The sequence below is a fragment of the Pannonibacter sp. genome, from assembly GCF_051860505.1.
Taxonomy (GTDB): Bacteria; Pseudomonadota; Alphaproteobacteria; order Rhizobiales; family Stappiaceae; genus Pannonibacter.
On record NZ_JBHYDX010000002.1, the window covers coordinates 43,162 to 66,871 of the forward strand.

The following is a 23,710-nucleotide window of genomic DNA, read 5'->3' on the forward strand; positions in this document are numbered from 1 at the left end:
TCCCGACCGTCGATGCATTTCAAAATCTATGGCAACGCCTAAGCGAAGCTTAACCGCATTCTCATGGCAGCATGAACAGAGGCAGTTTGGCATCGCATAATTTACGTAGGGTTATTTTCAGTATGAAAGTTTTACGGGACAGGTATGCGCCCCGCGCGCAGACACACTTGCCGCAACCTCCTCCTTTTGGATGGCTCGCCAGGGCCGGGGGAACGTGGAAAGGGGTCCGCTGGTCAATGGAGTGAGGAGAAGACCGGGTGGACGGAGTGCAGACCCTTGCCGATCGGCGCTGCAATGTTGCTGAGCATCATATTCCGACCGAACACGGGATCGTGATTGCGCGCCAGTGGCAGCCACAGAACCGTTCTCGAACAACAGCAGCGCCGCTCATCCTGTTGCATGACTCTCTTGGATGCATTGATCTGTGGCGGGAACTCCCCGAGCGGCTTGCGGTTGCGACCGGCCGCAAGGTGATCGCCTATGACCGGGCCGGGTTTGGCCGGTCCGATCTCCTGCATGACCGGCCGGCACCCGATTTCGTCACGCGCGGGGCGAGCGCAGAACTGGCAACCGTTCTCGACGCTCTCGGAATCGAGGATTTCGCAGTGCTCGGCCACAGTGTTGGCGGTGGAATGGCGCTGGCCGCGGGAGCCGTCTTCGGCGCGAGATGCCGGGCCGTGGTTACCATCTCGGCGCAGAGCTTTCTGGAAGACCTGACCCGGGCCGGCATCCGCAAGGCCGCCGAGGACTTTGCCGATCCGCAGCTGAAGGCGCGGCTGGAGCGGTATCACGGCGCACGGACAGACTGGGTGCTGGATGCCTGGATTGGATCCTGGCTGTCGCCGGCCTTTGACACCTGGTGTCTTGATGCGGAGATAGCGCAGATCACCTCGCCGGTGCTGACCATTCACGGTGCGCTCGATGACTATGGCTCCCCCGCCCAGCCGCACCGCATCGCCCAGATGGCAAAGGTGCCGGTAAACTCGCTGCTTCTGGCCGATGCCGGACATTTTCCCCATCGCAGCCACGAGGCACGGACCCTGAAGGCCATCATTGGATTTTTGGCGCGGCCCCTTCAGCCCTGATCCGACGCTGACCCTGACGGGCTTGCCTTGAGACGTTATATCGTCTATCGACGATGAACGAAGCGAGGTGGCCATGTCCGGCAGCAATGACGAAATCGCGGATCTGGCCAAGGCGCTAGGCCATCCGGCGCGCATTCGCATCATCCAGGTGCTGATGGCAACGCCCGGATGCATCGGCGGAGAGATCGTCGCTGCCGTTGGCCTCGCACAGTCGACCGTGTCCGAACACCTGCGCATCCTGAAGGCGGCCGGGATCATCTGCGGCGAGATCAGCGGCCCGAAGGTCTGTTACGCCTTGAGGCCTGAGGCTTTGACCCCGCTCTCCGATTTCATTGCCGCCCTGACACCGCCGCCCGAGACCGGCTGCTGCCTTCCGGAACCTGAGGAAAAATCATGAGCCTGTTTGAACGCTGGCTGACCCTGTGGGTTGCCCTGTGCATTGTCGCCGGCATCGCGCTCGGCTGGTGGCTGCCCGACCAGTTCGGGCTGCTGGCAAAACTGGAATATGCTTCGGTCAATCTGGTCGTCGCGGTGCTGATCTGGGCGATGGTCTACCCGATGATGATCGCCATCGACTTCACCTCGCTGAAGGCCGTCGGCAAGCGGCCCAAGGGCCTGGTCATCACCCTGGTGGTCAACTGGCTGATCAAGCCCTTCACCATGGCCGCACTGGCGGTGCTGTTCTTCGATTATGCCTTTGCCGGTCTGATCGATCCGGCGCGGGCGCCGGAATATATCGCCGGACTGATCCTGCTGGGCGCCGCACCCTGCACCGCGATGGTGTTTGTCTGGTCGCAGATGACCAAGGGCGACCCGAACTACACGCTGGTGCAGGTCTCGGTGAATGACCTCGTGATGGTTGTCGCCTTCGCGCCGATCGTGGCGTTCCTGCTCGGCGTGACCGAAATCTCTGTGCCATGGGAAACCCTGGTGCTGTCGGTGGTGCTCTATATCGTCATCCCGCTCATCGCCGGCTGGTTGACGCGGCAGGCGCTGCTGGCCCAAGGTGGAGAAAGTGCCGTCGGCAATTTCACAGCGCGGATCAAGCCGGCCTCCATGATCGGCCTGCTGCTGACAGTGGTGCTACTGTTCGGCTTCCAGGGACAGGTGATCCTGGCGCATCCGCTGCTGATTGGCCTGATTGCCGTGCCGATCCTGATTCAGTCCTATGCCATCTTCGCGCTTGGCTATGCCTGGGCCTTTGCCTGGCGCTTGCCGCACAAGGTGGCAGCTCCTTGCGCCTTGATCGGCACATCCAATTTCTTCGAACTGGCGGTCGCCGTCGCCATCGGCCTGTTCGGCCTCAACTCCGGGGCCGCCCTTGCCACGGTGGTCGGCGTCCTGGTCGAGGTGCCGGTGATGCTGAGCCTCGTCGCCATCGCCAACCGGACGCGGGGACGGTTTCCGGCGAATTGATCCAGCTGTCATGAACGGCCAGCCGGACTGTCATCAAATCTTCACTGGAACTTTTTGATATTTCCTATATTCAGGAAATATGGAAACAGAACATGCAGCGCTCGCTTTCGCTACCCTTGGCCATCCGGGCCGTCTCGGTGTCTTTCGCCTGCTGATGCGGTTTGCGCCGCAGGCGGTGCGCCCGACCGAGATCGCGGAGGCGCTGGGTCTGAAGCAGAACACGCTGTCTCACTATCTTTCGGACTTGTTGGCGTCCGGAATCATTCAGGTCGAGCGCCAAGGCCGCTCGCTGCTCTATTCGGTGAATCTCGACGCGACCGAGGCCCTGATCGGCTATCTCGCGCTCGATGTCGGCAGGGCCCGGCCGGATCTTGTGGTGCCGCTTCTCCTCGCACAAAAGGACATTTCGTCTATGCGTGACACCGGTTTCAACGTGCTGTTCATCTGCTCCGGCAACTCCGCCCGCTCGATCTTTGCCGAGGCGCTTCTGCGCGACCTGGGCAAGGGCCGGTTCAATGCCTATTCCGGCGGAACCCGTGCGGGCTCCGAACTGAACCCCTTTGCGCTCGAGGTGCTGAAGCGCAACGGACATGACACCAGCGGCTTGCGTTCGAAGCAGATCACAGAGTTCCAGCAGCCGGGCGCACCGGTCATGGACTTCGTGTTCACCGTCTGCGACACGGCGGCGGCCGAAGAATGCCCGCCCTGGGGTGGGCAGCCGATCACCGGCCATTGGGGCCTGCCGGATCCGGTGAAAGCGACAGGCAGTGATGCGGAGAAGGCGGTGGTGTTCTCCCAGACCTATGGGGCCCTGCGCCGGCGTATCGCAATCTTTGTCGAACTGCCCTTCGCCTCGCTGAACCGGCTCGCCCTGCAGGCCCGCGTCGATGACATTGCCGGCGATGGGGTTGCCGGAGATCTGGCAGCTGGAAAGGCCGCCGCGGACGCCGCTGCCGAGGGCAATGCCTGAAACGCTGTCTATCTGCTGGATCGCCAAGCGGCCCGAACACACCGGCGCAAGCAGCGCCACCCGTCTCCCGGTACGAATGCCTTGCCGGGGGGCGGCCTGATTTGCTGAAAGGTTGACTAACATGCCGCGTATCGCCCTGAACGGCCTCGGCCGCATTGGTAAGCTTGTCCTGCGGGACCTCATCGACAGCGGGGCAGGGGGCGAGATCGTGCTCCTGAACGATCCGGTCGGGGATGCCGAACAGCACGCGCTGCTGATGGAATTCGACAGCGTGCACGGGCGCTGGCGCACTCCGGTGAGCCATCAGGACGGGGCCCTGGTGCTGGACGGCACGACGATCCGCCTGACCCATGAAAAGACCATCGAAGCTCTGCCACTGGCCGAACTGGGCGTGGACATCGTCATCGACTGCACCGGTGTGTTCAAGACGGGTGCCAAGGTCGCGCCTTACTACGAGGCCGGGGTCAAGAAGGTGGTGGTCAGTGCGCCGGTAAAGGACGGCGGGGCCCTCAACCTTGTCTATGGCGTCAATCATCACCTGTATCAGCCGGCCGAGCATAGCCTGATCACGGCGGCATCCTGCACCACCAACTGCCTGGCTCCCGTGGTGAAAGTGATCCATGAGGCCATCAGTATCCGGCATGGTTCAATCACGACGATCCATGACGTCACCAACACGCAGACCATCGTCGACCGGCCGGCAAAGGACATGCGCCGCGCGCGCTCCGCGCTGATGAACCTGATCCCGACGACGACCGGATCGGCCACTGCCATCACCCTGATCTATCCGGAGCTCAAGGGCCGCCTCAATGGCCACGCGGTGCGGGTGCCGCTGCTCAATGCCTCGATCACCGATTGCGTGTTTGAAGTGGAGCGGGAAACAACGGCAGAGGAAGTAAATGCCCTGTTCAAGGCGGCCTCGGAAGGTCCGCTCAAGGGCATCCTCGGCTATGAGACGCGGGCGCTGGTGTCGACCGACTTCGTCAATGACCCGCGGTCGTCCATCGTCGATGCCCAGTCGACCATGGTGATCAACGGCACGCAGGTGAAGATCTACGCCTGGTATGACAACGAATGGGGCTATGCCTGCCGCCTCGCCGATATCACCCGGATGGTGGCAGGATCGCTATGACCGACGCCGTGACCCCGACCAATCCGCTGCGCGCCTATGCCGCCGTGACGGCTGCCTACTGGGCCTTCATGCTGTCCGACGGCGCCTTGCGTATGCTGGTGCTGCTGCATTTCAACACGCTCGGCTTCTCGCCGGTGCAACTGGCCTGGCTGTTCCTGCTCTATGAAATCGCCGGGATCGTCACCAACCTTGCCGCCGGCTGGCTGGCCGCGCGCTTTGGCCTGGCGGCGACGCTCTATGGCGGTCTGGCGCTGCAGATCGCGGCGCTTGTGGCGCTGTCGCAGCTCGACCCGGCCTGGGGGATCGCTGCTTCGGTCGCCTTCGTCATGGCGGTCCAGGGCGTGTCGGGGGTTGCCAAGGACCTGGCCAAGATGTCCTCCAAGTCGGCGGTCAAACTGCTGGCGCCGAAAGAGGAGGGCGGGTTGTTCCGCTGGGTCGCGGCGCTGACCGGTTCGAAGAACGCGGTCAAGGGCCTCGGCTTCTTCCTAGGGGCGGCGCTGCTGGCGCTGGCCGGCTTCCAGAGCGCCGTCTGGGGCATGGCGGCGGTGCTCGCTGTCATCCTCGCCGCTGTCGTCTTGTTCCTGCCGGCCGGCCTGCCGGGCCGGATGAAGTCGGACGAGGCCTGGGGCGGCTGGCGCTCGAAGGACAGCCGGGTGAACCGGCTATCGCTGGCGCGCCTGTTCCTGTTTGGCGCGCGTGATGTCTGGTTCGTGGTCGGCATTCCGGTCTATTTCCAGATGATCCTCTCCGACGGCACGCCCGACGGTCGGCGTGAGGCGTTCTTCCTCATCGGTGGCTTCCTGGCGCTATGGATCATTGCCTATGGCGTGGTCCAGGGCTTTGCGCCACGGATCCTCGGCGGCAAGGGCCAGCCGGAGGAAGCAACAGTGCGCAAGGCTATCTTCTGGGCCGGTGCTCTTGTGCCGATCCCCTTTGTCCTTGCCGCTGCTGCCTGGGTGGCGGGCGCACCGGCGCTGTGGTTGACGATCGTGCTGGTGGCCGGCCTTCTGCTGTTCGGTTTTGTCTTCGCCATCAACTCGTCGGTCCATTCCTACCTGATCCTTGCCTTTGGCGATGCCGGGCGGATCACCCGCGATGTCGGCTTTTACTACATGGCCAATGCGGCTGGCCGGCTGACCGGGACGCTGCTGTCCGGCCTCAGCTTCCAGTTTGGCGGCCTGCCGCTGTGCCTGGCAACCGCAGGCGTAATGGCGCTGGCGAGCTGGATCGCGGCACGGCGGCTGGCCGCCACGTGATGGGAGACTAGTGACCGGCGTGGTGTCCAGGTGCGGGGATCGGCTCTGCCGGGCCGGCAAAGGCCACGCCGATCTGGTCGACCGTGCGCCAGACGACCCTGGTCGGGCGGCGGATGTGCTCGGAATCAATGTAGAGCAGGAACGCCTCCGGCACGTCATGGGTGCTGGGGACATTGAGCAGGACACCGCCATCCGACGAGTTGCGGATCACGCAGTCATAAACCCGTGTTCCATTGTGGAAAACAATGCGGGCCGACTTCAGGGTGCGCCGTCGCGGGGCGCTGCGGCGTTCATCCACGGCAACCTCCAGCCTGCGATTTCAGGATGCCCGATGATAGCGCTGCGGTGTGAAACAAACCTTGCACCGATCACAGAAAAGCCGCCACATGGGGCATGAAATCAGGCCGGTCGCGCGGCCTTCTGAGGGAGATCCGGCATGTTTTACCTGATCGCAGGGCTTGTCCTGTTTTTCGGCTGTCATGGTGTGACCATGAAACGCGATCTGCGCACGCGTCTGATCACACGATTGGGGGAGGGCGGATACAAGGGGCTGTACAGCCTGGTCTCTGCAGCAGGCCTTGCCCTGATCATCTTCGGCTATGGCCAAGCCCGTTTCGAAGGCGCACCGCTTGTCTATGAGGCTCCGACCTGGCTGCGCCATATGGCCCTGCTTCTGCTGCTGCCCGTGTTCGTGTTCCTGATTGCTGCTTATGTGCCTGGCCGGATCAAGACGGCCGTGAAGCACCCGATGCTGGTGGCCGTAAAGCTCTGGTCCCTGGCGCATCTGTTGGCAAATGGCGACCTGGCCTCCGTGCTGCTGTTCGGCAGCTTCCTTGCCTATGCGGTGATTGACCGGATTTCATTGAAGCGGCGACCGGCCAGCGATACAGGTGGTGCCCCGGCGATCCAACTCGGCGCTGCCGGCGACATCATTGCACTGGTGGGTGGTCTGGCCCTCTACGGCCTCTTCGTCTGGAAGCTGCACCTGTGGCTGTTTGGTGTGTCGCCAATGTGAGTGATTCTGGTCGCCCATGCCGACGACCGCCTCACTTCAGCCATCAAGTCCTTGAAAACAGCTGAAGACGGACGTTTGCCACAGCGCAGGTGACACTGTAATGTGGCGCCGCGCCGTGCGGGCTCCGCTTCGCGCCGCTCAAGCTCAGACAGTTTTCAGGAACCTGGCTCGTATGTCCGACATTTTCCGCGAAGTCGACGAGGATATCCGTCACGAAAAGTACCGTCGCCTTTGGGACAGGTTCGGCATTTATGTTATCGGCCTTGCCGTGCTGGTGGTGGTTGGCACCGGAGGCTACCGGGGCTGGCTTTACTGGCAGGAGCAGCAGGCCCAAGTGTCCGGCGACACGTTCCTGCAGGCCGTCAGCCTTGCCAACGAGGGCAAGAGCGACGAGGCGCAGGCCCTGTTCGAGAGCCTGACCGGCGCGACCGGCGGATACCCCGTGCTGGCGCGCCTGCGTGCGGCCACGGACCTTGCTGCCCAGGGCAAAGAAGAAGAGGCAATCGAGCGCTTCGACGCCATTGCCGCTGACACGTCCGTCGACATGCTGATGCGCAACCTCGCCGCGGTCCGGGCTGGTTATCTCGCCATGGACAGTGCCGACTACACTGCGCTCAGCGCAAGGCTGGAGCCGGTTGCGACCGCAGACAGCAACGCCTGGCGATTTGCGGCCCGGGAAATCCTCGCCTTCAGTGCCTGGAAGACCGGCGACATGGCTGCGGCCCAGACCTGGGTCGACAGGATTGCCGGCGACCCGGCTGCCCCGCGTGACATCAGCGGGCGCATCGGCCTTCTCAACGATCTGATCCGTGCGGCGACGGGCAAGGCCCCTGCCGGCGAGGGAGTAAGCAACTGATGCAGCGCCCGCGTTCCCCGCGTCTTTCCGCCATTGCCAGCTTGACCGTCCTCCTGGCGGCCTTGCAGGGCTGCAGCTCGGTGTCCGAGTACACCGACGCGATCAATCCGTTCTCGCAAAAGGAAAAGATCCTTCCGGGCGACCGGCGGCCGGTCTTCGCAGAAGCCGATCCGCTTGCCTCGCCCTCGGGCAAATCGGCGAGCGTCGGGTCGGCCACCGGCGGCCAGAGCTGGCCGCAGGCCGGCGGACCGGAAAGCAATGACCCGGGCAATGTTTCGGTGTCCGTCAGCGGGCAACGCGTCTGGCGCGCCTCTATTGGCAGCGCCGGCGGCGGGTTGACCTCGTCAGGCTTGCGCGCTGCGGCCCGTCCCGTGTCGGATGGCAGCCGGCTTTTCGTCTACAAGCCGAGCGGCGAGGTCATCGCCTTCTCAACCGGTGGCGCGCGCGCCTGGACCCGCGACCTTCGTCCCGAGACGGAAGGCGATGTTGCGGCCGGCGGCGGCGTGGCTGTGGCCAATGGCCGTGTCTTCGCAGCGACCGGATACCGGAAATTCGCAGCCCTTGATGCCGGCTCCGGCCAGGTGCTGTGGTCGATTGACCTCAGCGCTCCGGCGCGCGGTGCTCCTGGCGTCGGCGGTGGCTATGTCTTCGTCGTGACCCAGCGCAACGAGGTCTATGCCATCAAACAGGACGACGGCACGGTGGCCTGGACCTACTCCGGGATTGATGAATCCGCCGGTCTCCTCTCCGCGTCCTCGCCGGCTGTCGTCGGCGGGACGGTGGTGGTGCCGTTCTCCTCCGGCGAGATCATGGCCATCGACATCAAGAAGGGTGAACCGATCTGGGCCGAGGGTGTTGCCCGCGCCTTCCGCACCCTGACCCTGTCGACTATCGCCGATGTCTCCGCGAGCCCGGTGGTCGCCGGCGGTACGGTCTATGCAACCGGCGTGGCCGGACGCACCATCGCGGCCTCGCTGAAGACCGGCCAGGTGGAATGGGAACAGGACATCGGCAGTGTGCATACGCCCGTTGTCTCGGGATCGGCGATGTTCATGGTCACGCTGGATGACCGGGTCGTTGCGCTGGATCGCAAGACAGGCCAGATCCTGTGGCGCGCCGACCTGCCGCTGCTCGAAAACAAGAAGAAACGACGCAATTGGGCCGGTCCCGTGCTCGCAAACGGCACTTTGGTCGCTTTCTCGAACGATGGACGCATCGCACTGGTTGACGCGGCGTCCGGAAACGTGCAGAGCGTGAGGGATGTCCAGACCAATGTGTTCGTGACGCCGATCGTGGCCGGAGGCCGCGTGATCGTGCTTGAAGGCGACAGCGGTCTGGCGGCTTTCAACTGAGATACGAAACGGCCCGGATCTGACGGGCTGGCAGGAGATGCAATTTGGGTGCGACCGTCGCCATTATCGGCCGGCCGAACGTGGGCAAGTCAACGCTGTTCAACCGCCTCGTGGGCAAGCGCCTGGCGCTCGTCGATGACACACCAGGGGTGACGCGTGACCGGCGGCCCGGTGATGCGCGCCTCGGCGACTTGCGCTTCACCATCATCGATACGGCAGGTCTGGAAGACGCCGATGCTGCCAGCCTCGAGGGCCGCATGCGCGCCCAGACCGAGGAAGCCATCGCGGAAGCCGATGTGGTGCTGTTCGTCATTGACGCCCGCGCCGGCGTGACGCCACTGGATGCGCATTTTGCCGCCGTGGCCCGCAAGACCGATACGCCGGTGATCCTACTGGCCAACAAGGCCGAAGGGCGGGCAGGCGAGGGCGGGCTCTATGAAGCGTTCTCGCTCGGCCTTGGCCAGCCGATCCCGGTGTCAGCCGAGCACGGCGAGGGCCTGGCCGATCTCTATGAGGCGCTGTTGCCGTTTGTCGAACGGGTCGAGGAAGAGGAGCAGGCCGCGGCGGATGAGGCGCGCATTGCCATCGAACTCGACGAGGAAGGCCAGGATCTGGTTCCCGAGGAGCCGGTCGGCACCAAGGAGCGCCCGTTGCGGGTGGCCATCGTCGGACGCCCCAACGCCGGCAAATCAACTCTGATCAACCGTATGGTTGGTGAGGAGCGGATGCTGACCGGTCCGGAGGCGGGCATCACGCGCGACTCCATCTCCGTCGACTGGGAATGGCGCAACCATCACATCAAGCTGTTCGACACGGCCGGGATCCGCCGCAAGGCGCGCGTGCAGGAAAAGCTGGAAAAGCTTTCCGTTGCCGATGCGCTGCGCGCGATCAAGTTCGCTGAAGTCGTGGTCGTGGCCCTCGATGCGACGAACTCTTTCGAAAAGCAGGATCTGCAGATCATCGAACTGTGCGCCCGCGAAGGCCGCGCGGTGGTGATTGCCATCAACAAGTGGGACCTGATCGAGGATCGCGAGGTTGCCTGGAGCGCCATTCGCGATGCGCAGGAACGCTATCTGAACCAGATCCGCGGCGTCACCATCTGCACCCTGTCCGGCCTGCAGGGCCAGGGCATCGACCGGCTGATGGAGGCGGTGCTCGGCGCCTATGACATCTGGAACAGCCGTATCTCGACAGCGCGGCTCAACCGCTGGCTCACCGGGATCCTGGCCCACCATCCGCCTCCGGCGGTGCAGGGGCGCCGGGTCAAGCTGCGCTACATGACGCAGGCCAAGACCCGTCCGCCGCATTTCATCGTGTTCAGTTCCCGTCCCGAGGAACTGCCGGAGAGCTACACGCGCTACCTGACCAACAACCTGCGCAAGAAGTTCGAAATGCCCGGCACGCCGATCCGGCTGTCCTACCGCAAGGGGGACAATCCTTATGCGGCCCGGGCCAAGCAGCATCGTTGACGTTTCAGCCCGGGGCAGCGATGCCCCGGGTTTTGCATGCCCCGCCTTATTCTCATTTCCCGTTTTCCGATGCCAGGAGGTCTGTCATGGCTGGTTCACGCCTGGAATTTGCCCTTGCCCTTGCCGAGCGCGCCGGTGCGCTTGGTCTTGAGTATTTTCGCCGCCTCGAAACCCTGACCGTCACGGCGAAAGGACACCAGGATCTGGTGTCCGAAGCGGACCGCGATGTCGAAACGCTGGTCCGCGCGGCTCTGGCCGAGGCCTATCCAGAGGACGGCATCGTCGGTGAGGAACATGGCCGGCTGGCCGGCACATCCGGCTATACCTGGGTGATCGATCCAATTGATGGTACGGCGAATTTTGTCGCCGGCATTCCGCAGTGGTGCGTCGTCATCGCCTGCGTCAAGGACGGCCAGACGGTGATCGGCATCACCTATGATCCGGTGGCGCGTGAGATGTTCCATGCCGAGAAGGGCTCCGGCACCTTCGTCAACGGGCGGCCGGTAAAAGTGTCATCCAGCGACAGTCTCGGACGCGGCTCGGTCGGCGTTGGTTTCAGCGGGCGCAGCCACGCCTGCGGTGCCGTACAGGTGATCGACGCGCTGGTGGCGAAGGGCGGCGTGTTCTTTCGCAACGCCTCCGGCGGCCTGATGCTGGCCTATGTCGCCTCCGGCCGGCTGATCGGCTATTGCGAGGCACATATGAACGCCTGGGACTGCCTGGCGGGTCTCCTGATGATCGAGGAGGCCGGCGGCTTTTCTGTTGCCTATGACGCCGATGCGGCCTTGACGGCAGGCGTGCGTGTGATTGCCGGTGGCAAGGGTATCGAAGCCGACCTGGTCGCGATCTGCGACGCGGCATTCCCGAAGGTTGGCTGAGGCACCCCAAAAAAGTCGTGGCAACTACCACGGCTTAGTTTGATAACAAACCTCGACATCAACGCCGTCATCCCGGCCAAGCGCAGCGCCGAGCCGGGACCGGTGGGTCAAGATGTCGATATCGCAATGAGTTAATAACCGACAGACCGGGGCCCTCCGGTCCCGGATCTCCGCTTCGCTGCGTCCGGGATGACCAAAGAGGGATTTATCAGCACTCTGAGCCGGGGCACTTGCTCCGGCTTTTTTATTGGCTCTGTTCAAGCACCCCGTCAGACGACCAGCGGGACAAAGTCCTTGAACATGCCGGACGGGCGATCATACAGGCGCCCGGTATCGGCAAAATCCGGCCGCAGCATGGTGATGATCTGCGGCGCCACTTCGGACGGATGCGGCAGCGTCTCCGGATCCTCGCCCGGCATCGCCTTGGCCCGCATGGCCGTGCGCATGGCGCCGGGGTTGAGCAGATTGACGCGAACCGCCGTCGACTGGGTTTCACCCGCATAGGTGCGCACCAGCGCTTCCAGAGCTGCCTTCGACGCGGAATAGGCGCCCCAGAACGGCTTGCACTTGTGCGCGGCGCTGGAGGTGAGGAACACGGCGCGGCCAGTGTCGGACTGGCGCAACAGCGGGTCCAGCGAGCGGATCAGGCGCCAGTTGGCGGTGACGTTGAGCGCCATCACCTTGTCAAAGGTCTTGATGTCGATGTGGCCGAGGGGCGACAGGCCGCCGAGCATGCCGGCATTGCCGACCAGCATGTCGAGCTTGCCCCAGCGTTCATAGATCGCAGCGCCGAGACGGTCGATGCCATCGTAATCCATCAGGTCGAGCGGGACGAGAGTGGCACTGCCGCCGAGGCCCTTGATCTCGTCATCGAGATCTTCCAGGCCACCGACAGTGCGCGCCAGGGCGATCACATGCACGCCTTCGGCGGCAAGCGCCTTGGCAAGATGATAGCCGATGCCGCGCGAGGCGCCGGTGACGACGGCGACGCGGCCCTGAAGTTGAGTATCTGTCATTCGTACTGGATCCCGTTACGGACTACCGGATTTCCACCAGCCGCGGCGGCTTGCGGAACTCGACGTCATCCGCCAGATCGGTCAGCGGGGTCGGATAGTCGCCGGTGAAGCAATGGTCGGTGAACTGCGGGTTGGCGCTGTCACGCCCTTCATAGCCCATCGCCTTGTAAATGCCTTCGACAGAGAGGAAAGCGAGGCTGTCCGCACCGATGAAGGCGCACATCTCGTCGAGATTGTAGCGGGCTGCCAGCAGCTTTTCACGGACCGGCGTGTCGATGCCATAATAATCCGAGTAGCGGATCGGCGGGCTGGCGAGACGGAAGTGAACTTCGCGGGCGCCCGCATCCCGGATCATCTGCACGATCTTGACCGACGTTGTTCCGCGTACAAGGCTGTCATCGATCAGCGTCACCCGCTTGCCTTCGATCTGGGCCCGGTTGGCCGAATGCTTCAGCTTCACACCGAGCGTGCGGATCGACTGGGTCGGTTCGATGAAGGTGCGGCCGACATAGTGGTTGCGGATGATGCCAAGTTCAAACGGAACGCCGGATTCTTGGCTGTAGCCGATGGCGGCAGGCACGCCACTGTCCGGCACCGGCACGACCACATCGCTGTCGGCATGGGTTTCGCGGGCAAGCTGGCGGCCCATCTCGCGGCGCACGTCATAGACCGAGCGGCCACCGACGACGGAGTCGGGACGGGCGAAATAGACATATTCGAAGATGCAGGGACGCGCCGGGCGACGGCCGAAGGGGAAGTAGCTCTCGATGCCGGACGGGGTGCAGACGATGACTTCGCCATTTTCCACTTCGCGGATGAAGCGGGCGCCGATGATGTCGAGGGCGCAGGTTTCAGACGCCAGGATCGGGGCGCCGTTGAGATCGCCCAGAACCAGCGGCCGGATGCCGAGCGGATCGCGGGCACCGATCAGCTTCTTGCGCGTCAGGGCAACGAGCGAATAGGCGCCTTCCATCTGCTGGATCGCCTCGATGAAGCGGTCGACGATCTTCGGCTGGCGGCTGCGGGCGACGAGCTGCAGCACGACTTCCGAATCCGAGGTTGACTGGCAGATGGCGCCGTCGCGGATCAGCTGGCGCCGCAAGGTCAGCGCATTGGTGAAGTTGCCATTGTGGCAGATGGCAAAGCCGCCGCCATCCAGTTCGGCAAACAGCGGCTGCACATTGCGCAGGATCGGCTCGCCGGTGGTGGAATAGCGTACATGGCCGACAGCGGCCGAACCCGGCAGGCGCGAGATCGTGTTGGCGCTCGAAAAATGATCGCCGACAAGGCCAAGATGGCGCTCGGCGCGGAACTGGTCGTTCTCGTCATAGGTGACAATGCCGGCGGCTTCCTGGCCCCGGTGCTGCAGCGCATGCAGGCCGAGAGCGGTCAGGGCGGCGGCATCCTCATGCCCCAGAACGCCAAACACGCCGCACTCCTCGCGCAGCGTGTCGCCGTACATGTCGTCGATCTGGTCAATTGCGTCTTTCGACACCTGGTCCGGGTGATGGGTCGTTCCGGTCATGGCGATGTCCTTAGCTCTTTACGAACCGGGCGGACCCGGCCCAACCTGGCTTAGTTTCCGGTGCCACCGGTTGTCAGTTGCTCGATACCCTGGCGTTCAGCCGGGGAGTAGCCTGTATTCTCGTTCGCCGTCGCCGGGGAAGTCCCCGACGGGGCTGCGGGCGCGGCGCCCTGGCCCGAGCGGATCCGGTTGAGAATAGCAGCTTCCGGGTCTTCCGGCAGCGCCGCGACGAGGCGGTCGCCGATATGAACCAGCAGATCACGCGACTTGGCCTGGGCCACCCAGGTCGGCTGGCGCTCGGGGGCGACGAACCAGTTGAAGAACAGCATGGCGACGACGACCAGCAGCAGGCCACGAGCCGCGCCGAAGACGAAGCCGAGCGTGCGGTCGAGTGCCCCGATGCGGCTGTCCAGCACGAAATCAGAGATCCGCATCGTGATGTAGCTGACGATGATCAGGGTCAGCAGGAATACGCCGGCGACTGACGCGCCAAGGGCGACATATTCGTTGCTGATATACTGGCGCGCGAAAGGCAGCACATGCCCGTAGAGCATGTAGGCGCTGGCCGCTGCAGCCACCCAGGAGGCGATCGACAGCACCTCGCGCACGAAGCCGCGTACCATCGCCAGGACAGCCGAAATAAGCATGATGACGATAAGGATTCCGTCCAGAAGCGTGATCGGCATTGCTCGGTCTTGTCCTCATGTCCCGCGCGGCGCACCGGACATAAGCCGGTTGCTCCCTGCGCGCAAGGTGCAGGTCAAATTCCGTTCCGGCTAAGCGCTTTTTCCGCAGCTCAGTCGGCACTCCGGCCCGGTGTCCGGGCCGTTTCCCTGGTCGGTGCATCGCCCTTGCGGGGCGCACCGGCGGTGATCCTTGCTATGAAGGCGGCGAGATCCTGAACTCCGTCCGCCGCAATCTCCGCCTTGCCCCCGTCCTTGACGGTGCCCTGCGGACAGATCGCCCGGTCAAAGCCGAGTTTCTGCGCCTCTTTCAGTCGTGCCTGTCCCTGCGCGACCGGTCGGATCGCACCGGACAGGCTGACCTCGCCGAAATAGACGCAATTGGCCGGCAGGGCAAGGCCGCTGAGGGAAGAGACGAGTGCTGCGGCAACCGCAAGGTCAGCGCCCGGCTCGTTGATGCGAAGGCCACCGGCCACGTTCAGATAGACATCGTGCTGGGAAAACCGCACGCCGCAGCGCGCTTCCAGCACGGCCAGGATCATCGACAGGCGGGCACTGTCCCAGCCGATCACGGCGCGGCGGGGCGTGCCGAGCGGCGAGGGAGCGACCAGCGCCTGGATTTCGATGAGCAGCGGACGCGAGCCCTCCAGGCCGGCGAAAACAACGGATCCGGGCGAATTGGTGGCGCGATCGCCGAGAAACAGCGCAGACGGATTGGCCACCTCCTGCAGGCCGGCCCCGGTCATTTCGAAGACCCCGATCTCGTCGGTGGCGCCGAACCGGTTCTTGACCGAGCGCAGGATACGGTACTGGTGCGCCCCGTCGCCCTCGAAATAGAGCACCGCGTCGACCATATGCTCGACGACGCGGGGACCGGCAATCTGGCCGTCCTTGGTCACATGCCCGACCAGCACCATGGCGGTGCCGGACTTCTTGGCATAGCGGACCATGGCCTGAGCGGATGCACGGACCTGGGTCACGGTGCCCGGGGGCGAATCAGCCTGTTCGGTCCAAAGTGTCTGCACCGAATCAAGGATCAGCAGGGCAGGGGGCGGGCCAGCTTCGAGGGTCGCAAGGATATCCTCGACACTGGTCTCGGCGGCCAATGCCACTGGCGCCTGCGACAGGCCAAGGCGCTCAGCGCGCAGGCGAACCTGGTCAATGGCCTCTTCACCCGAAATGTAGACCGAGCGCAGGCCCTTGTTGGCAAGCGCTGCGGAGGCCTGGATCAGCAGGGTCGACTTGCCGATGCCCGGATCGCCGCCAACGAGCAAGGCCGAACCGCGCACGAACCCGCCGCCAGTCACCCGGTCGAGTTCCTTGATGCCGCTCTGGAAGCGCGGGGCTTCCTTGGCTTCACCGGACAGGCCAACGAGCTGGACGACCCGGCCCTTGGCCGGTTTGCCCTTGGCCGGTCCACCGCCGACGCCGCCTCTGGTCTGCTCCTCAACTATGGAATTCCATTCACCGCACGCATCGCAGCGGCCGGCCCAGCGGGTGCTGACCGCGCCACAAGACTGGCACAGGAAAGTGGTTGAGCGGCGCGCCATCTCAGCGGGGTTCCTTCAAGGTTGCAGAAACTGCGGCCGACAGCGGGGCATAGATCCGCTGATGGCGCTGGCCGAGGCTGGTGAGCAACTCGTAGTCGATGGTTTGGGCCGCACCAGCAATGTCAGTCATGTCGATATCGGGTCCATAGAGCTGAATGAAAGCGCCGCGCCTCGTGAGGTCGGCGGGAACATCCGTGATGTCCACCGCCAGGAGGTCCATTGAAACCCGGCCGAACAGTGGCACCTTGTAGCCAGCCACCGCACCATAGGCAGACGGCTGGCCGTCCGCGCGGTTGTCCGCGCCGCCGGCCCTGCGGTGATATCCGTCGCCGTAACCGGTCGACAGGATGGCGAGCCGGGTCGGGCGGCAGGTGGTCTGGGCCTGACCATATCCGACGGACACATCAGCCGGGACATGCCGGATCTGCAGGATCCGCGCCTCGAGCTTGACCACCGGACGCAGCCGCTCCGGCGCGCCCTCGATGATCTCGCCGCCGTAGAGTGCAATCCCCGGACGCACCATGTCGAAGTGATAGTCCGGGCCGAGATAGATACCGGCGGAATTGGCAAGCGAACAGGGCGTGCACGGAAACAGCTCCCGCAGCGACTTGAACCGCGCGAGCTGCTCCGCGTTGAAAGGCGAACTGGCCGTTGAGCCGCAGGCGAGGTGGCTCATCACCAGCGTGAGGTCGAAGGCCTGCAGCATCGCGCTGTCGGCGGCGATCCGCCGCGTGTCGGCCTCGCTCAGTCCAAGGCGGTTCATGCCGGTGTCGATATGCAGCGCCGCGCCCAGCATCACCTTGCGCCTGCGGCAGAACAGGGCCCATTCCTCTGCCTCAGCCAGCGAGCCGAGCACGGGACGGAGCCTGGCTTCGGCGTAATGGGGAGCGGCGCCCGGCAGGAGACCATTCAGCACATAGATGATGGCACCCGGCATTTCGCGGCGAACCACGACGCCTTCTTGCGGCAGGGCGACAAAAAAGGTGGTGCAGCCGGCCCCCGCCAAGGCCCGCACGACCGGCGTCAGCCCACAGCCATAGGCATCGGACTTGACGGCCGCAGCGCAGATCACAGACGCACCGACCCGGTCACGCAACATCCGCCAGTTGGCTGCAATCGCATCGGTGTCGATGGTCAGGCGGCTGCCATGGACCATGCTGTCGGCGTCACCTTCGGCCCCGCCGTCCGGCCGCAGGCCAGGCGATGCAGATGGCGGTCTGGTCTCTTTGGTGACTGGCGTCATGCTTGGCGGTCTTGTCCGGCGATGCGTCGACAGGAAGGCGATTCGTGGCCCAGGCGGTTGGCACCATCATAAAGACCCGAAGCCGGAATTTCGCCCGTTGCCTTCGTCCAGAACGAAGAAACCCGGGCAACGGTGCTGCCCGGGCTTGTCCAAGGCCCGACAAGGCCAAGGCAAGTGAAAGATTTATTCCATCCGTTCGGGCAGATACTGGTCTTCGGCCAGATCCGAGAAGCGGGTGAACTCGCCCTGGAAGTGCAGCTGCGCCGTCCCGGTCGGGCCGTGACGCTGCTTGGCGATGATGATTTCTGCCTTGCCCTTCAGGCGATCCATCTTGTCCTTCCAGACCTCGTATTCCGGGGTGCCTTCCTCCGGCTCGGTCTTGCTCATGTAGTATTCCTCACGGAACACGAACATGACCACGTCGGCGTCCTGCTCGATCGAGCCTGATTCGCGCAGGTCCGACAGCTGTGGCCGCTTGTCCTCGCGCGATTCCACCTGACGCGAGAGCTGGGACAGGGCGATGATGGGAACGTTGAGTTCCTTCGCCAGCGCCTTCAGGCCCGTGGTGATCTCGGTGATTTCCTGGACGCGGTTGCCGCTGTTCTTCTGGGAACCGGACAGGAGCTGGATATAGTCGACGATAAGCAGGTCAAGGCCGCGCTGGCGTTTGAGCCGGCGGGCACGGGCGACCAGCGAGGCGATGGAAATGCCACCGGTCTGGTCGACGTAAAGCGGTACGGTCTGCATGTGCTGGGCGCAGGCGGCAAGCTTCTCGAACTCGGCCTCGGTGATGTCACCGCGCCGGATTTTCGACGAGGAAATCTCGGCCTGCTCGGAGATGATACGGGTGGCGAGCTGTTCGGCCGACATTTCCAGCGAGAAGAAGCCGACGACACCGCCGTTCATCGTCTTCATCGTGCCGTCTGGCTGCTCCTCGGCCATGAAGGCCTGGGCGACGTTGAAGGCGATGTTGGTGGCAAGTGATGTCTTGCCCATGGCGGGCCGACCGGCGAGCACGATCAAGTCGGAATGCTGCAGGCCGCCCATCAGCCGGTCGAGATCGGTCAATCCGGACGAGATGCCCGACAACGCGCCTTCGCGGTTATAGGCGGCATGCGCCATCTGGATGGTTTCGGTCAGCGCATCGCTGAAGGAGACAAAGCCGCCCTCGCTGCGGCCCTTTTCCGCCAGTTCGAACAGCCGCCGCTCGGCATCGTCGATCTGCTGGTTCGGCGGCATGTCGATCGGCGCGTCGAAGGCGATATTGACCATGTCCTCGCCGATGCGGATCAGGTTCCGGCGCACGGCAAGGTCATAGATCGTGCGGCCATAGTCCTCGGCGTTGATGATCGAGGCCGCATCGGCGGCAAGGCGCAGGAAATATTGCGTCGCGCTGAGGTCGGCGATCTTGGTATCGGCGGGATAGAAGGTCTTGAGCGTGATCGGCGAAGCCGTCTTTCCGGCCCGGATGAGTTGGCCGATCTTCTCGTAAATATCCTTGTGCGGCGGCAGGAAGAAATGATGTGCTTCGAGAAAGTCCGAGACGCGGTAGTAGGTCTCGTTGTTGACCAGGATCGCGCCGAGCAGCTGGCGTTCGGCCTCCGCATTATGCGGCGCGACGCGCAGGCTGTCGCTGGCAGCCTCGATCTTCTGAATGTTGCCTTTCATGGGGTCCCCCGCCTGTCGCACCCCTTCGTTTAGCGGGGATGGCGAGACAGGAAAAGGCGGGAGTGAAGGATCTGTTAATATCCTGCCTGCGCTTCAGATCAGCGGGGACAACTGTCGTTTTCCGCCTTGACGTCCTTGCCCGAGGGGCCGTGACCTGACCTATCCGGCAAACGAAAAACGGCGCCCGCAAGGGGCGCCGTCGCTCAGGTCTTCGATGATGCGAAGACCAGAAAATCAGACGTTGTCGTCTTCGCCTTCGACATCGTCGTCACCGTCTTCAGCTTCATCTTCTTCAAACTCGAAGATGTCCTGCTCGCGGCCGGTCAGGTCTTCGCCGGTTGCCTGGCGCGCGGCTTCGTCGGCCGAACGGGCAACGTTGATGTTGATCGCGACTTCGACTTCCGGGTGCAGCGCAACGATGACGCTGTGCAGGCCGATGTTCTTGATCGGGGCAGACAGGACAACCTGGGTGCGGGCAACGGTGAAGCCGCCAGCGGTTGCAACATCGGCGATGTCACGGGTCGAGACCGAGCCGTAGAGCTGGCCGGTTTCAGAGGCCGAGCGGATGACGACGAAGGTCTGGCCCTTCAGGGTCTCGCCAACAGCCTCGGCGTCCTTGCGGCGCTCCAGGTTGCGGGCTTCGAGCTGAACGCGGTCAGCTTCGAACTTGGCGAGGTTCGCCTTGTTGGCGCGCAGCGCCTTGCCCTGCGGCAGCAGGAAATTGCGGGCGTAACCGTCGCGGACGCGAACCTTGTCGCCCATCTGGCCGAGCTTGGCCACGCGTTCAAGCAGAATGACTTCCATTGGACTTCTCCAGTCGGTCTGTCCCACGGACATCATGGTCCGTGGTTAGAGGCCGAGCTTCAGCCCGTCGGCCCCAATCCGGGATTGCCAGGTTTTACGCCGACAGCGTCAGGTCTTAAACTGACAAGGTCGCGGCAAGGAAACCTCGCCGCGACCTGAACCGGGTCAGGCCCGGGATTACTTGATGACGAAGGGCAGCAGCGACAGGATGCGCGCACGCTTGATGGCGCGGGCCAGTTCACGCTGCTTCTTCGCGGACACCGCAGTGATGCGGCTCGGAACGATCTTGCCACGCTCGGAAATGTAGCGCTGCAGCAGACGGATGTCCTTGTAGTCGATGACCGGGGCACCGTTGCCGGTGAACGGGCAGGTCTTGCGACGACGGAAGAACGGACGACGGGTCTGGGACTGGGTCTGGGCGATTTCGGACATTGTCAATTACTCCGCATCTGCACGGCGGGGACCACGGTCGCCGCGGTCACCACGAGCCGGACGGTCGCCACGATCCGGGCGGTCGCTGCGCTCACCGCCGAAGCGGTCGTCGCGGCGGCGACGGTCGTCACGGTCGCGCTTCTGCATCATGGCAGACTGTTCTTCGTCATGGGCTTCGACCTTGATGGTCATGAAGCGCAGGACGTCTTCGTTGAGGCCCATCTGGCGTTCCATCTCGGCAATCGCGGCATGCGGTGCGTCGATGTTCATCAGGGTGTAGTGAGCCTTGCGGTTCTTCTTGACGCGGTAGGCGAGGGAGCGCAGGCCCCAGGTCTCGATCTTGCCGACCTTGCCACCATTGGCCTCAAGGAGACCCTTGTACTGCTCGACGAGCTGCTCGACCTGCTGGGTCGACACGTCCTGGCGGGCCAGGAACACGTGTTCATAAAGCGGCATGTGTTGATTGCCTTTCTAAGTGTCAATCGGACGGAACCTGGCGCAAAGCCTCAACGTGCCTACGGAAAGGTACGTATAAGTCCTACGAGAGCGGAGACACGGGAAGGCGGATCCCTTACGATCCTGATGCGTCCAAAAAGACACATCCTTCCGTTCAGCCACCAGCCAAGGTTCCGGACGAGCCCGCTCTATACAGGAACTTTGCCGGATTGCAAGACGAATGGCGCTTCAAAGCTGGTCGAGGCGTGACAATGGCGGGGCTGGCCATGGACTTTGACAGGCCTTGCGCCTGGAAACGGGGATTAGCGCCCTGCAGTTCCGGCCCCTGACCAAGAGAAAGCCACGGAAATCTAGGGGTGCATCGGGGGGCAGACGCCCTGCAAGACTTGACAGCAGGCCAGCGCCCGGACCATAGCGGCGCAAAGATCGGTTGTATTCCCGCTTGGATGGCGCTGCCGCGACAGGGCGGGGACAACATGAACAGGTTAACAAGGGCCAGGCGGATCACGCCTCGCCGCTGCGGAGGCACAGGCATGAGCGTTGCTTTCATCTTCCCCGGACAGGGCAGCCAGGACATCGGCATGGGCAAGGAACTTGCCGACGCCTTTCCGCAAGCCCGTGCCGTGTTTGAAGAAGTCGACGCCGCGCTTGGCCAGAAGCTGTCCGAGCTGATGTGGTCGGGCGAGAAAGATGAACTGACGCTGACAGCGAACGCCCAGCCGGCGCTGATGGCCGTCAGCCTCGCGGCCATGAAAGCCATGGAATCGCGTGGCATCGACCTGAAGGCAAGCGCTGCCTTTGTTGCCGGCCATTCCCTCGGTGAATATTCGGCCCTGGCTGCAGCCGGAAGTCTGAGCATTGGTGACACAGCCCGGCTGCTGCGCCTGCGCGGATCCGCAATGCAAGCAGCGGTCCCGGTCGGGGTCGGCGCCATGGCGGCCCTGCTCGGTCTGGAGTTCGACGTTGCCCGGGAAGTCGCCGCCGAAGCGAGCGCGCCGGGAGAAGTCTGTGAGGCGGCCAATGACAACGCCCCCGGGCAGGTGGTCGTCTCCGGCCACAAGGCCGCAGTCGAACGGGCGCTGGAAATCGCCAAGGGCAGGGGAGGGCGCCGTGCCGTTCTGCTGCCTGTCTCCGCACCGTTCCATTGTTCCCTGATGCAGCCGGCCGCAGATGCGATGGCTGCAGCGCTTGCGGATGTGACCATTCATGCGCCGAAAGTGCCGTTGGTCGCCAATGTGCTGGCCGCACCGATCAGCGACCCGGACGAAATCCGTGCCCGCTTGGTCGAACAGGTCACCGGCACCGTGCGCTGGCGCGAATCCGTCGAGTGGATGGCCGGACAGGGTGTGGATACGTTTGTGGAAATCGGGGCCGGCAAGGTGCTGACCGGCATGGTCAAGCGCATTGCCAAGGACGCGGGCGGCCTTGCCGTGAACGTGCCGGCCGACATCGATGCCGTGCTTGAAAAACTGAACGGCTGAGTGGCCCTTGCCGAAGTCGAACTAGGAAGGAAGAAGCAATGTTCAACCTGACCGACAGGATGGCCCTCGTCACCGGCGCAACCGGCGGGATCGGTGAAGCCATCGCCCGTGCGCTGCACGCCCAGGGCGCAACCGTGACCCTGTCCGGTACCCGCGCCGAAAAGCTGGAAGCCCTGGCTGCCGATCTTGGCGAACGGGTGCACGTCGCGCCGGCCAACCTGTCCGACCGCGCCGCCGTTGAAGGGCTCATCCCCTCAGCTGAAGCTGCAATGGGCCGGGTCGACATTCTCGTCAACAATGCCGGCATTACGCGGGACAACATCTTCATGCGGATGAAGGACGACGAGTGGGACCAGGTGCTGGAAGTGAACCTGACCTCCGGCTTCCATCTCTGCCGCGCCGCGATCAAGGGCATGATGAAGCGCCGCCATGGCCGCATCATCGGCATTGCCTCGGTCGTCGGCATCACCGGCAATCCGGGCCAGGCGAACTACGCGGCGGCCAAGGCAGGCATGATCGGCATGTACAAGTCGGTTGCCCGCGAGATTGCCAGCCGCGCCGTCACCGTCAACACCATTGCGCCGGGCTTCATCGAGACGGCGATGACGGATGTGTTGAATGACAAGCAGAAAGAATCGATTCTGGGCAGCGTCCCGGCCGGACGGCTGGGCACCGCGCATGAAATCGCCGCTGCAGCTGTCTATCTGGCCAGCGACGAGGCCGGTTACATGACGGGCCAGACCCTGCATGTGAACGGCGGCATGGCGATGATCTGATCCCGAGCGGCGGGCGATCCGGCCCTTTGCCGGGTTCGTCCACAGCACGGTCGGTCAGCCACCATAAGGTGCTGATGCAGAAGCATCATCGCATCTATACAAGAGTTTCCAATTGCCGGTGGAACACGTTGTTCCCCGGCATTCCAAGCCCTGGGTCTGCGTCTGGTAATGCCCTACAAAGTGTGTTACCTAGCCGCCGATTATTCTGGACAGATCAACGGACTGGCCTATTTCCCTTGGCTATGCCCGGCGATCGGCCCGGATATCTCCCGAGCGAGCACTTGTGGATTTCTAAAATATGCCCAAGATGCGCTGGCACGGGTGACCGGTTCGTAAAAACCACCGAGGTAAGTAAAATGAGCGATATCGCGGAACGTGTGAAGAAGATCGTTATCGAGCACCTGGGCGTCGATTCCGAGAAGGTTGTCCTGGGCGCGAGCTTCATCGACGACCTCGGCGCAGACAGCCTTGACACTGTTGAACTGGTCATGGCGTTCGAAGAAGAATTCGGCGTTGAAATCCCGGACGATGCAGCCGAGACGATCCTGACCGTCGGTGACGCTGTCAGCTTCCTGGAAAAGAACGCCGGTTAATCCGGTTCTCCCCCTGACCTTACGGGCAGCAGCGTTCGCGCTGCGCCCGAACCA

24 protein-coding genes are annotated in these 23,710 nt (G+C 63.6%); 14 read left to right on the plus strand and 10 right to left on the minus strand.

Annotated features, from left to right (window positions below; genetic code table 11):
- The first annotated feature begins 257 nt into the window (after nt 1-257).
- The 6 genes from ACTIFE_RS01570 (at nt 258) to arsJ (ending at nt 5,859) form a co-directional block, all read left to right on the plus strand.
- Nucleotides 258-1,085, plus strand: coding sequence for an alpha/beta fold hydrolase (locus ACTIFE_RS01570; RefSeq protein ID WP_439527413.1), 828 nt, complete (start codon nt 258-260; stop codon nt 1,083-1,085).
- A 73-nt stretch (nt 1,086-1,158) separates the two neighbouring features.
- Nucleotides 1,159-1,482: an ArsR/SmtB family transcription factor gene (locus ACTIFE_RS01575; protein ID WP_439527414.1), complete on the plus strand. Its 324-nt coding sequence runs from the start codon at nt 1,159-1,161 to the stop codon at nt 1,480-1,482.
- Complete coding sequence (arsB, locus tag ACTIFE_RS01580) at nt 1,479-2,501, plus strand: ACR3 family arsenite efflux transporter (RefSeq protein WP_439527415.1); 1,023 nt, start codon at nt 1,479-1,481, stop codon at nt 2,499-2,501. The genes ACTIFE_RS01575 and arsB overlap by 4 nt, the downstream gene beginning before the upstream one ends.
- A 79-nt stretch (nt 2,502-2,580) precedes the next feature.
- A complete protein-coding gene (locus ACTIFE_RS01585; RefSeq protein WP_439527416.1) occupies nt 2,581-3,471 on the plus strand; it encodes an ArsR family transcriptional regulator in 891 nt (296 codons plus the stop codon).
- A 121-nt stretch (nt 3,472-3,592) separates the two neighbouring features.
- Nucleotides 3,593-4,603 (plus strand): ArsJ-associated glyceraldehyde-3-phosphate dehydrogenase, encoded by a 1,011-nt coding sequence (locus ACTIFE_RS01590; protein WP_439527417.1) that lies wholly within the window; start codon nt 3,593-3,595, stop codon nt 4,601-4,603.
- Complete coding sequence (gene arsJ / locus ACTIFE_RS01595; RefSeq protein WP_439527418.1) at nt 4,600-5,859, plus strand: organoarsenical effux MFS transporter ArsJ; 1,260 nt, start codon at nt 4,600-4,602, stop codon at nt 5,857-5,859. The genes ACTIFE_RS01590 and arsJ overlap by 4 nt, the downstream gene beginning before the upstream one ends.
- Nucleotides 5,860-5,866: 7 nt before the next feature.
- On the opposite strand, the gene ACTIFE_RS01600 is transcribed toward arsJ, so the two are convergent.
- On the minus strand, nt 5,867-6,157 hold the full coding sequence (locus tag ACTIFE_RS01600; RefSeq protein ID WP_439527419.1) for a PilZ domain-containing protein: 291 nt from the start codon (nt 6,155-6,157) through the stop codon (nt 5,867-5,869).
- 138 nt (nt 6,158-6,295) lie between these two features.
- Between ACTIFE_RS01600 and ACTIFE_RS01605 the strand changes: the two genes are divergently transcribed.
- The 5 genes from ACTIFE_RS01605 to ACTIFE_RS01625 all read left to right on the plus strand — a co-directional run bounded on the left by ACTIFE_RS01605 (nt 6,296) and on the right by ACTIFE_RS01625 (nt 11,429).
- Nucleotides 6,296-6,874 carry an NnrU family protein gene (locus ACTIFE_RS01605; RefSeq protein ID WP_439527420.1) on the plus strand — a complete coding sequence of 193 codons (579 nt, stop codon included), beginning with the start codon at nt 6,296-6,298 and terminating at the stop codon, nt 6,872-6,874.
- Nucleotides 6,875-7,046: 172 nt separating this feature from the next.
- Complete coding sequence (locus ACTIFE_RS01610; RefSeq protein WP_439527421.1) at nt 7,047-7,730, plus strand: tetratricopeptide repeat protein; 684 nt, start codon at nt 7,047-7,049, stop codon at nt 7,728-7,730.
- Nucleotides 7,730-9,082: an outer membrane protein assembly factor BamB family protein gene (locus ACTIFE_RS01615; protein WP_439527422.1), complete on the plus strand. Its 1,353-nt coding sequence runs from the start codon at nt 7,730-7,732 to the stop codon at nt 9,080-9,082. The genes ACTIFE_RS01610 and ACTIFE_RS01615 overlap by 1 nt, the downstream gene beginning before the upstream one ends.
- Nucleotides 9,083-9,126: 44 nt before the next feature.
- The gene (der, locus tag ACTIFE_RS01620) at nt 9,127-10,551 is read left to right on the plus strand and encodes a ribosome biogenesis GTPase Der (RefSeq protein ID WP_439527423.1); all 1,425 of its coding nucleotides are present in this window, start codon (nt 9,127-9,129) and stop codon (nt 10,549-10,551) included.
- An 86-nt stretch (nt 10,552-10,637) separates the two neighbouring features.
- On the plus strand, nt 10,638-11,429 hold the full coding sequence (locus tag ACTIFE_RS01625; RefSeq protein ID WP_439527424.1) for an inositol monophosphatase family protein: 792 nt from the start codon (nt 10,638-10,640) through the stop codon (nt 11,427-11,429).
- 269 nt (nt 11,430-11,698) lie between these two features.
- On the opposite strand, the gene ACTIFE_RS01630 is transcribed toward ACTIFE_RS01625, so the two are convergent.
- The 9 genes from ACTIFE_RS01630 to rpsF form a co-directional block, all read right to left on the minus strand.
- The gene (locus ACTIFE_RS01630) at nt 11,699-12,445 is read right to left on the minus strand and encodes an SDR family NAD(P)-dependent oxidoreductase (protein ID WP_439527425.1); all 747 of its coding nucleotides are present in this window, start codon (nt 12,443-12,445) and stop codon (nt 11,699-11,701) included.
- A 22-nt stretch (nt 12,446-12,467) separates the two neighbouring features.
- Complete coding sequence (gene purF, locus ACTIFE_RS01635; RefSeq protein WP_439527426.1) at nt 12,468-13,970, minus strand: amidophosphoribosyltransferase; 1,503 nt, start codon at nt 13,968-13,970, stop codon at nt 12,468-12,470.
- Nucleotides 13,971-14,020: 50 nt separating this feature from the next.
- On the minus strand, nt 14,021-14,656 hold the full coding sequence (locus ACTIFE_RS01640; RefSeq protein ID WP_439527427.1) for a CvpA family protein: 636 nt from the start codon (nt 14,654-14,656) through the stop codon (nt 14,021-14,023).
- Between the two features lie 110 nt (nt 14,657-14,766).
- Nucleotides 14,767-16,203, minus strand: coding sequence for a DNA repair protein RadA (radA, locus tag ACTIFE_RS01645; RefSeq protein ID WP_439527428.1), 1,437 nt, complete (start codon nt 16,201-16,203; stop codon nt 14,767-14,769).
- Between the two features lies 1 nt (nt 16,204).
- Entirely contained in the window at nt 16,205-17,446 is a 1,242-nt protein-coding gene (gene alr, locus ACTIFE_RS01650; RefSeq protein WP_439527429.1) for an alanine racemase, read from the minus strand.
- Nucleotides 17,447-17,629: 183 nt separating this feature from the next.
- Nucleotides 17,630-19,114: a replicative DNA helicase gene (locus tag ACTIFE_RS01655; protein ID WP_439527430.1), complete on the minus strand. Its 1,485-nt coding sequence runs from the start codon at nt 19,112-19,114 to the stop codon at nt 17,630-17,632.
- Nucleotides 19,115-19,348: 234 nt separating this feature from the next.
- Nucleotides 19,349-19,918, minus strand: a complete 570-nt coding sequence (gene rplI / locus ACTIFE_RS01660; protein WP_439527431.1) for a 50S ribosomal protein L9 — start codon at nt 19,916-19,918, stop codon at nt 19,349-19,351.
- Nucleotides 19,919-20,095: 177 nt separating this feature from the next.
- Nucleotides 20,096-20,350, minus strand: a complete 255-nt coding sequence (gene rpsR, locus ACTIFE_RS01665) for a 30S ribosomal protein S18 (RefSeq protein ID WP_106754180.1) — start codon at nt 20,348-20,350, stop codon at nt 20,096-20,098.
- Nucleotides 20,351-20,356: 6 nt separating this feature from the next.
- Nucleotides 20,357-20,806, minus strand: a complete 450-nt coding sequence (gene rpsF, locus ACTIFE_RS01670; RefSeq protein ID WP_439527432.1) for a 30S ribosomal protein S6 — start codon at nt 20,804-20,806, stop codon at nt 20,357-20,359.
- Between the two features lie 533 nt (nt 20,807-21,339).
- Between rpsF and fabD the strand changes: the two genes are divergently transcribed.
- From fabD to ACTIFE_RS01685, 3 genes are all read left to right on the plus strand, one after another.
- The gene (gene fabD, locus ACTIFE_RS01675) at nt 21,340-22,287 is read left to right on the plus strand and encodes an ACP S-malonyltransferase (protein ID WP_439527433.1); all 948 of its coding nucleotides are present in this window, start codon (nt 21,340-21,342) and stop codon (nt 22,285-22,287) included.
- Nucleotides 22,288-22,325: 38 nt separating this feature from the next.
- On the plus strand, nt 22,326-23,063 hold the full coding sequence (gene fabG, locus ACTIFE_RS01680) for a 3-oxoacyl-[acyl-carrier-protein] reductase (RefSeq protein ID WP_439527434.1): 738 nt from the start codon (nt 22,326-22,328) through the stop codon (nt 23,061-23,063).
- Between the two features lie 356 nt (nt 23,064-23,419).
- A complete protein-coding gene (locus ACTIFE_RS01685; protein ID WP_106754174.1) occupies nt 23,420-23,656 on the plus strand; it encodes an acyl carrier protein in 237 nt (78 codons plus the stop codon).
- Nucleotides 23,657-23,710: the final 54 nt, after the last annotated feature.

What these genes read in the sequence shown, in the direction of transcription:
- arsB (WP_439527415.1), top strand. Translation starts at nt 1,479, where the DNA reads ATGAGCCTGTTTGAACGCTGGCTGACCCTGTGGGTTGCCCTGTGCATT.
- fabD (WP_439527433.1), top strand. Translation starts at nt 21,340, where the DNA reads ATGAGCGTTGCTTTCATCTTCCCCGGACAGGGCAGCCAGGACATCGGC.
- ACTIFE_RS01605 (WP_439527420.1), top strand. Translation starts at nt 6,296, where the DNA reads ATGTTTTACCTGATCGCAGGGCTTGTCCTGTTTTTCGGCTGTCATGGT.
- ACTIFE_RS01625 (WP_439527424.1), top strand. Translation starts at nt 10,638, where the DNA reads ATGGCTGGTTCACGCCTGGAATTTGCCCTTGCCCTTGCCGAGCGCGCC.
- ACTIFE_RS01655 (WP_439527430.1), bottom strand. Translation starts at nt 19,114, where the DNA reads ATGAAAGGCAACATTCAGAAGATCGAGGCTGCCAGCGACAGCCTGCGC.
- ACTIFE_RS01615 (WP_439527422.1), top strand. Translation starts at nt 7,730, where the DNA reads ATGCAGCGCCCGCGTTCCCCGCGTCTTTCCGCCATTGCCAGCTTGACC.
- fabG (WP_439527434.1), top strand. Translation starts at nt 22,326, where the DNA reads ATGTTCAACCTGACCGACAGGATGGCCCTCGTCACCGGCGCAACCGGC.
- rplI (WP_439527431.1), bottom strand. Translation starts at nt 19,918, where the DNA reads ATGGAAGTCATTCTGCTTGAACGCGTGGCCAAGCTCGGCCAGATGGGC.
- ACTIFE_RS01630 (WP_439527425.1), bottom strand. Translation starts at nt 12,445, where the DNA reads ATGACAGATACTCAACTTCAGGGCCGCGTCGCCGTCGTCACCGGCGCC.
- purF (WP_439527426.1), bottom strand. Translation starts at nt 13,970, where the DNA reads ATGACCGGAACGACCCATCACCCGGACCAGGTGTCGAAAGACGCAATT.
- ACTIFE_RS01590 (WP_439527417.1), top strand. Translation starts at nt 3,593, where the DNA reads ATGCCGCGTATCGCCCTGAACGGCCTCGGCCGCATTGGTAAGCTTGTC.
- rpsF (WP_439527432.1), bottom strand. Translation starts at nt 20,806, where the DNA reads ATGCCGCTTTATGAACACGTGTTCCTGGCCCGCCAGGACGTGTCGACC.
- ACTIFE_RS01640 (WP_439527427.1), bottom strand. Translation starts at nt 14,656, where the DNA reads ATGCCGATCACGCTTCTGGACGGAATCCTTATCGTCATCATGCTTATT.
- alr (WP_439527429.1), bottom strand. Translation starts at nt 17,446, where the DNA reads ATGACGCCAGTCACCAAAGAGACCAGACCGCCATCTGCATCGCCTGGC.
- arsJ (WP_439527418.1), top strand. Translation starts at nt 4,600, where the DNA reads ATGACCGACGCCGTGACCCCGACCAATCCGCTGCGCGCCTATGCCGCC.
- rpsR (WP_106754180.1), bottom strand. Translation starts at nt 20,350, where the DNA reads ATGTCCGAAATCGCCCAGACCCAGTCCCAGACCCGTCGTCCGTTCTTC.
- radA (WP_439527428.1), bottom strand. Translation starts at nt 16,203, where the DNA reads ATGGCGCGCCGCTCAACCACTTTCCTGTGCCAGTCTTGTGGCGCGGTC.
- ACTIFE_RS01685 (WP_106754174.1), top strand. Translation starts at nt 23,420, where the DNA reads ATGAGCGATATCGCGGAACGTGTGAAGAAGATCGTTATCGAGCACCTG.
- ACTIFE_RS01610 (WP_439527421.1), top strand. Translation starts at nt 7,047, where the DNA reads ATGTCCGACATTTTCCGCGAAGTCGACGAGGATATCCGTCACGAAAAG.
- ACTIFE_RS01585 (WP_439527416.1), top strand. Translation starts at nt 2,581, where the DNA reads ATGGAAACAGAACATGCAGCGCTCGCTTTCGCTACCCTTGGCCATCCG.
- ACTIFE_RS01575 (WP_439527414.1), top strand. Translation starts at nt 1,159, where the DNA reads ATGTCCGGCAGCAATGACGAAATCGCGGATCTGGCCAAGGCGCTAGGC.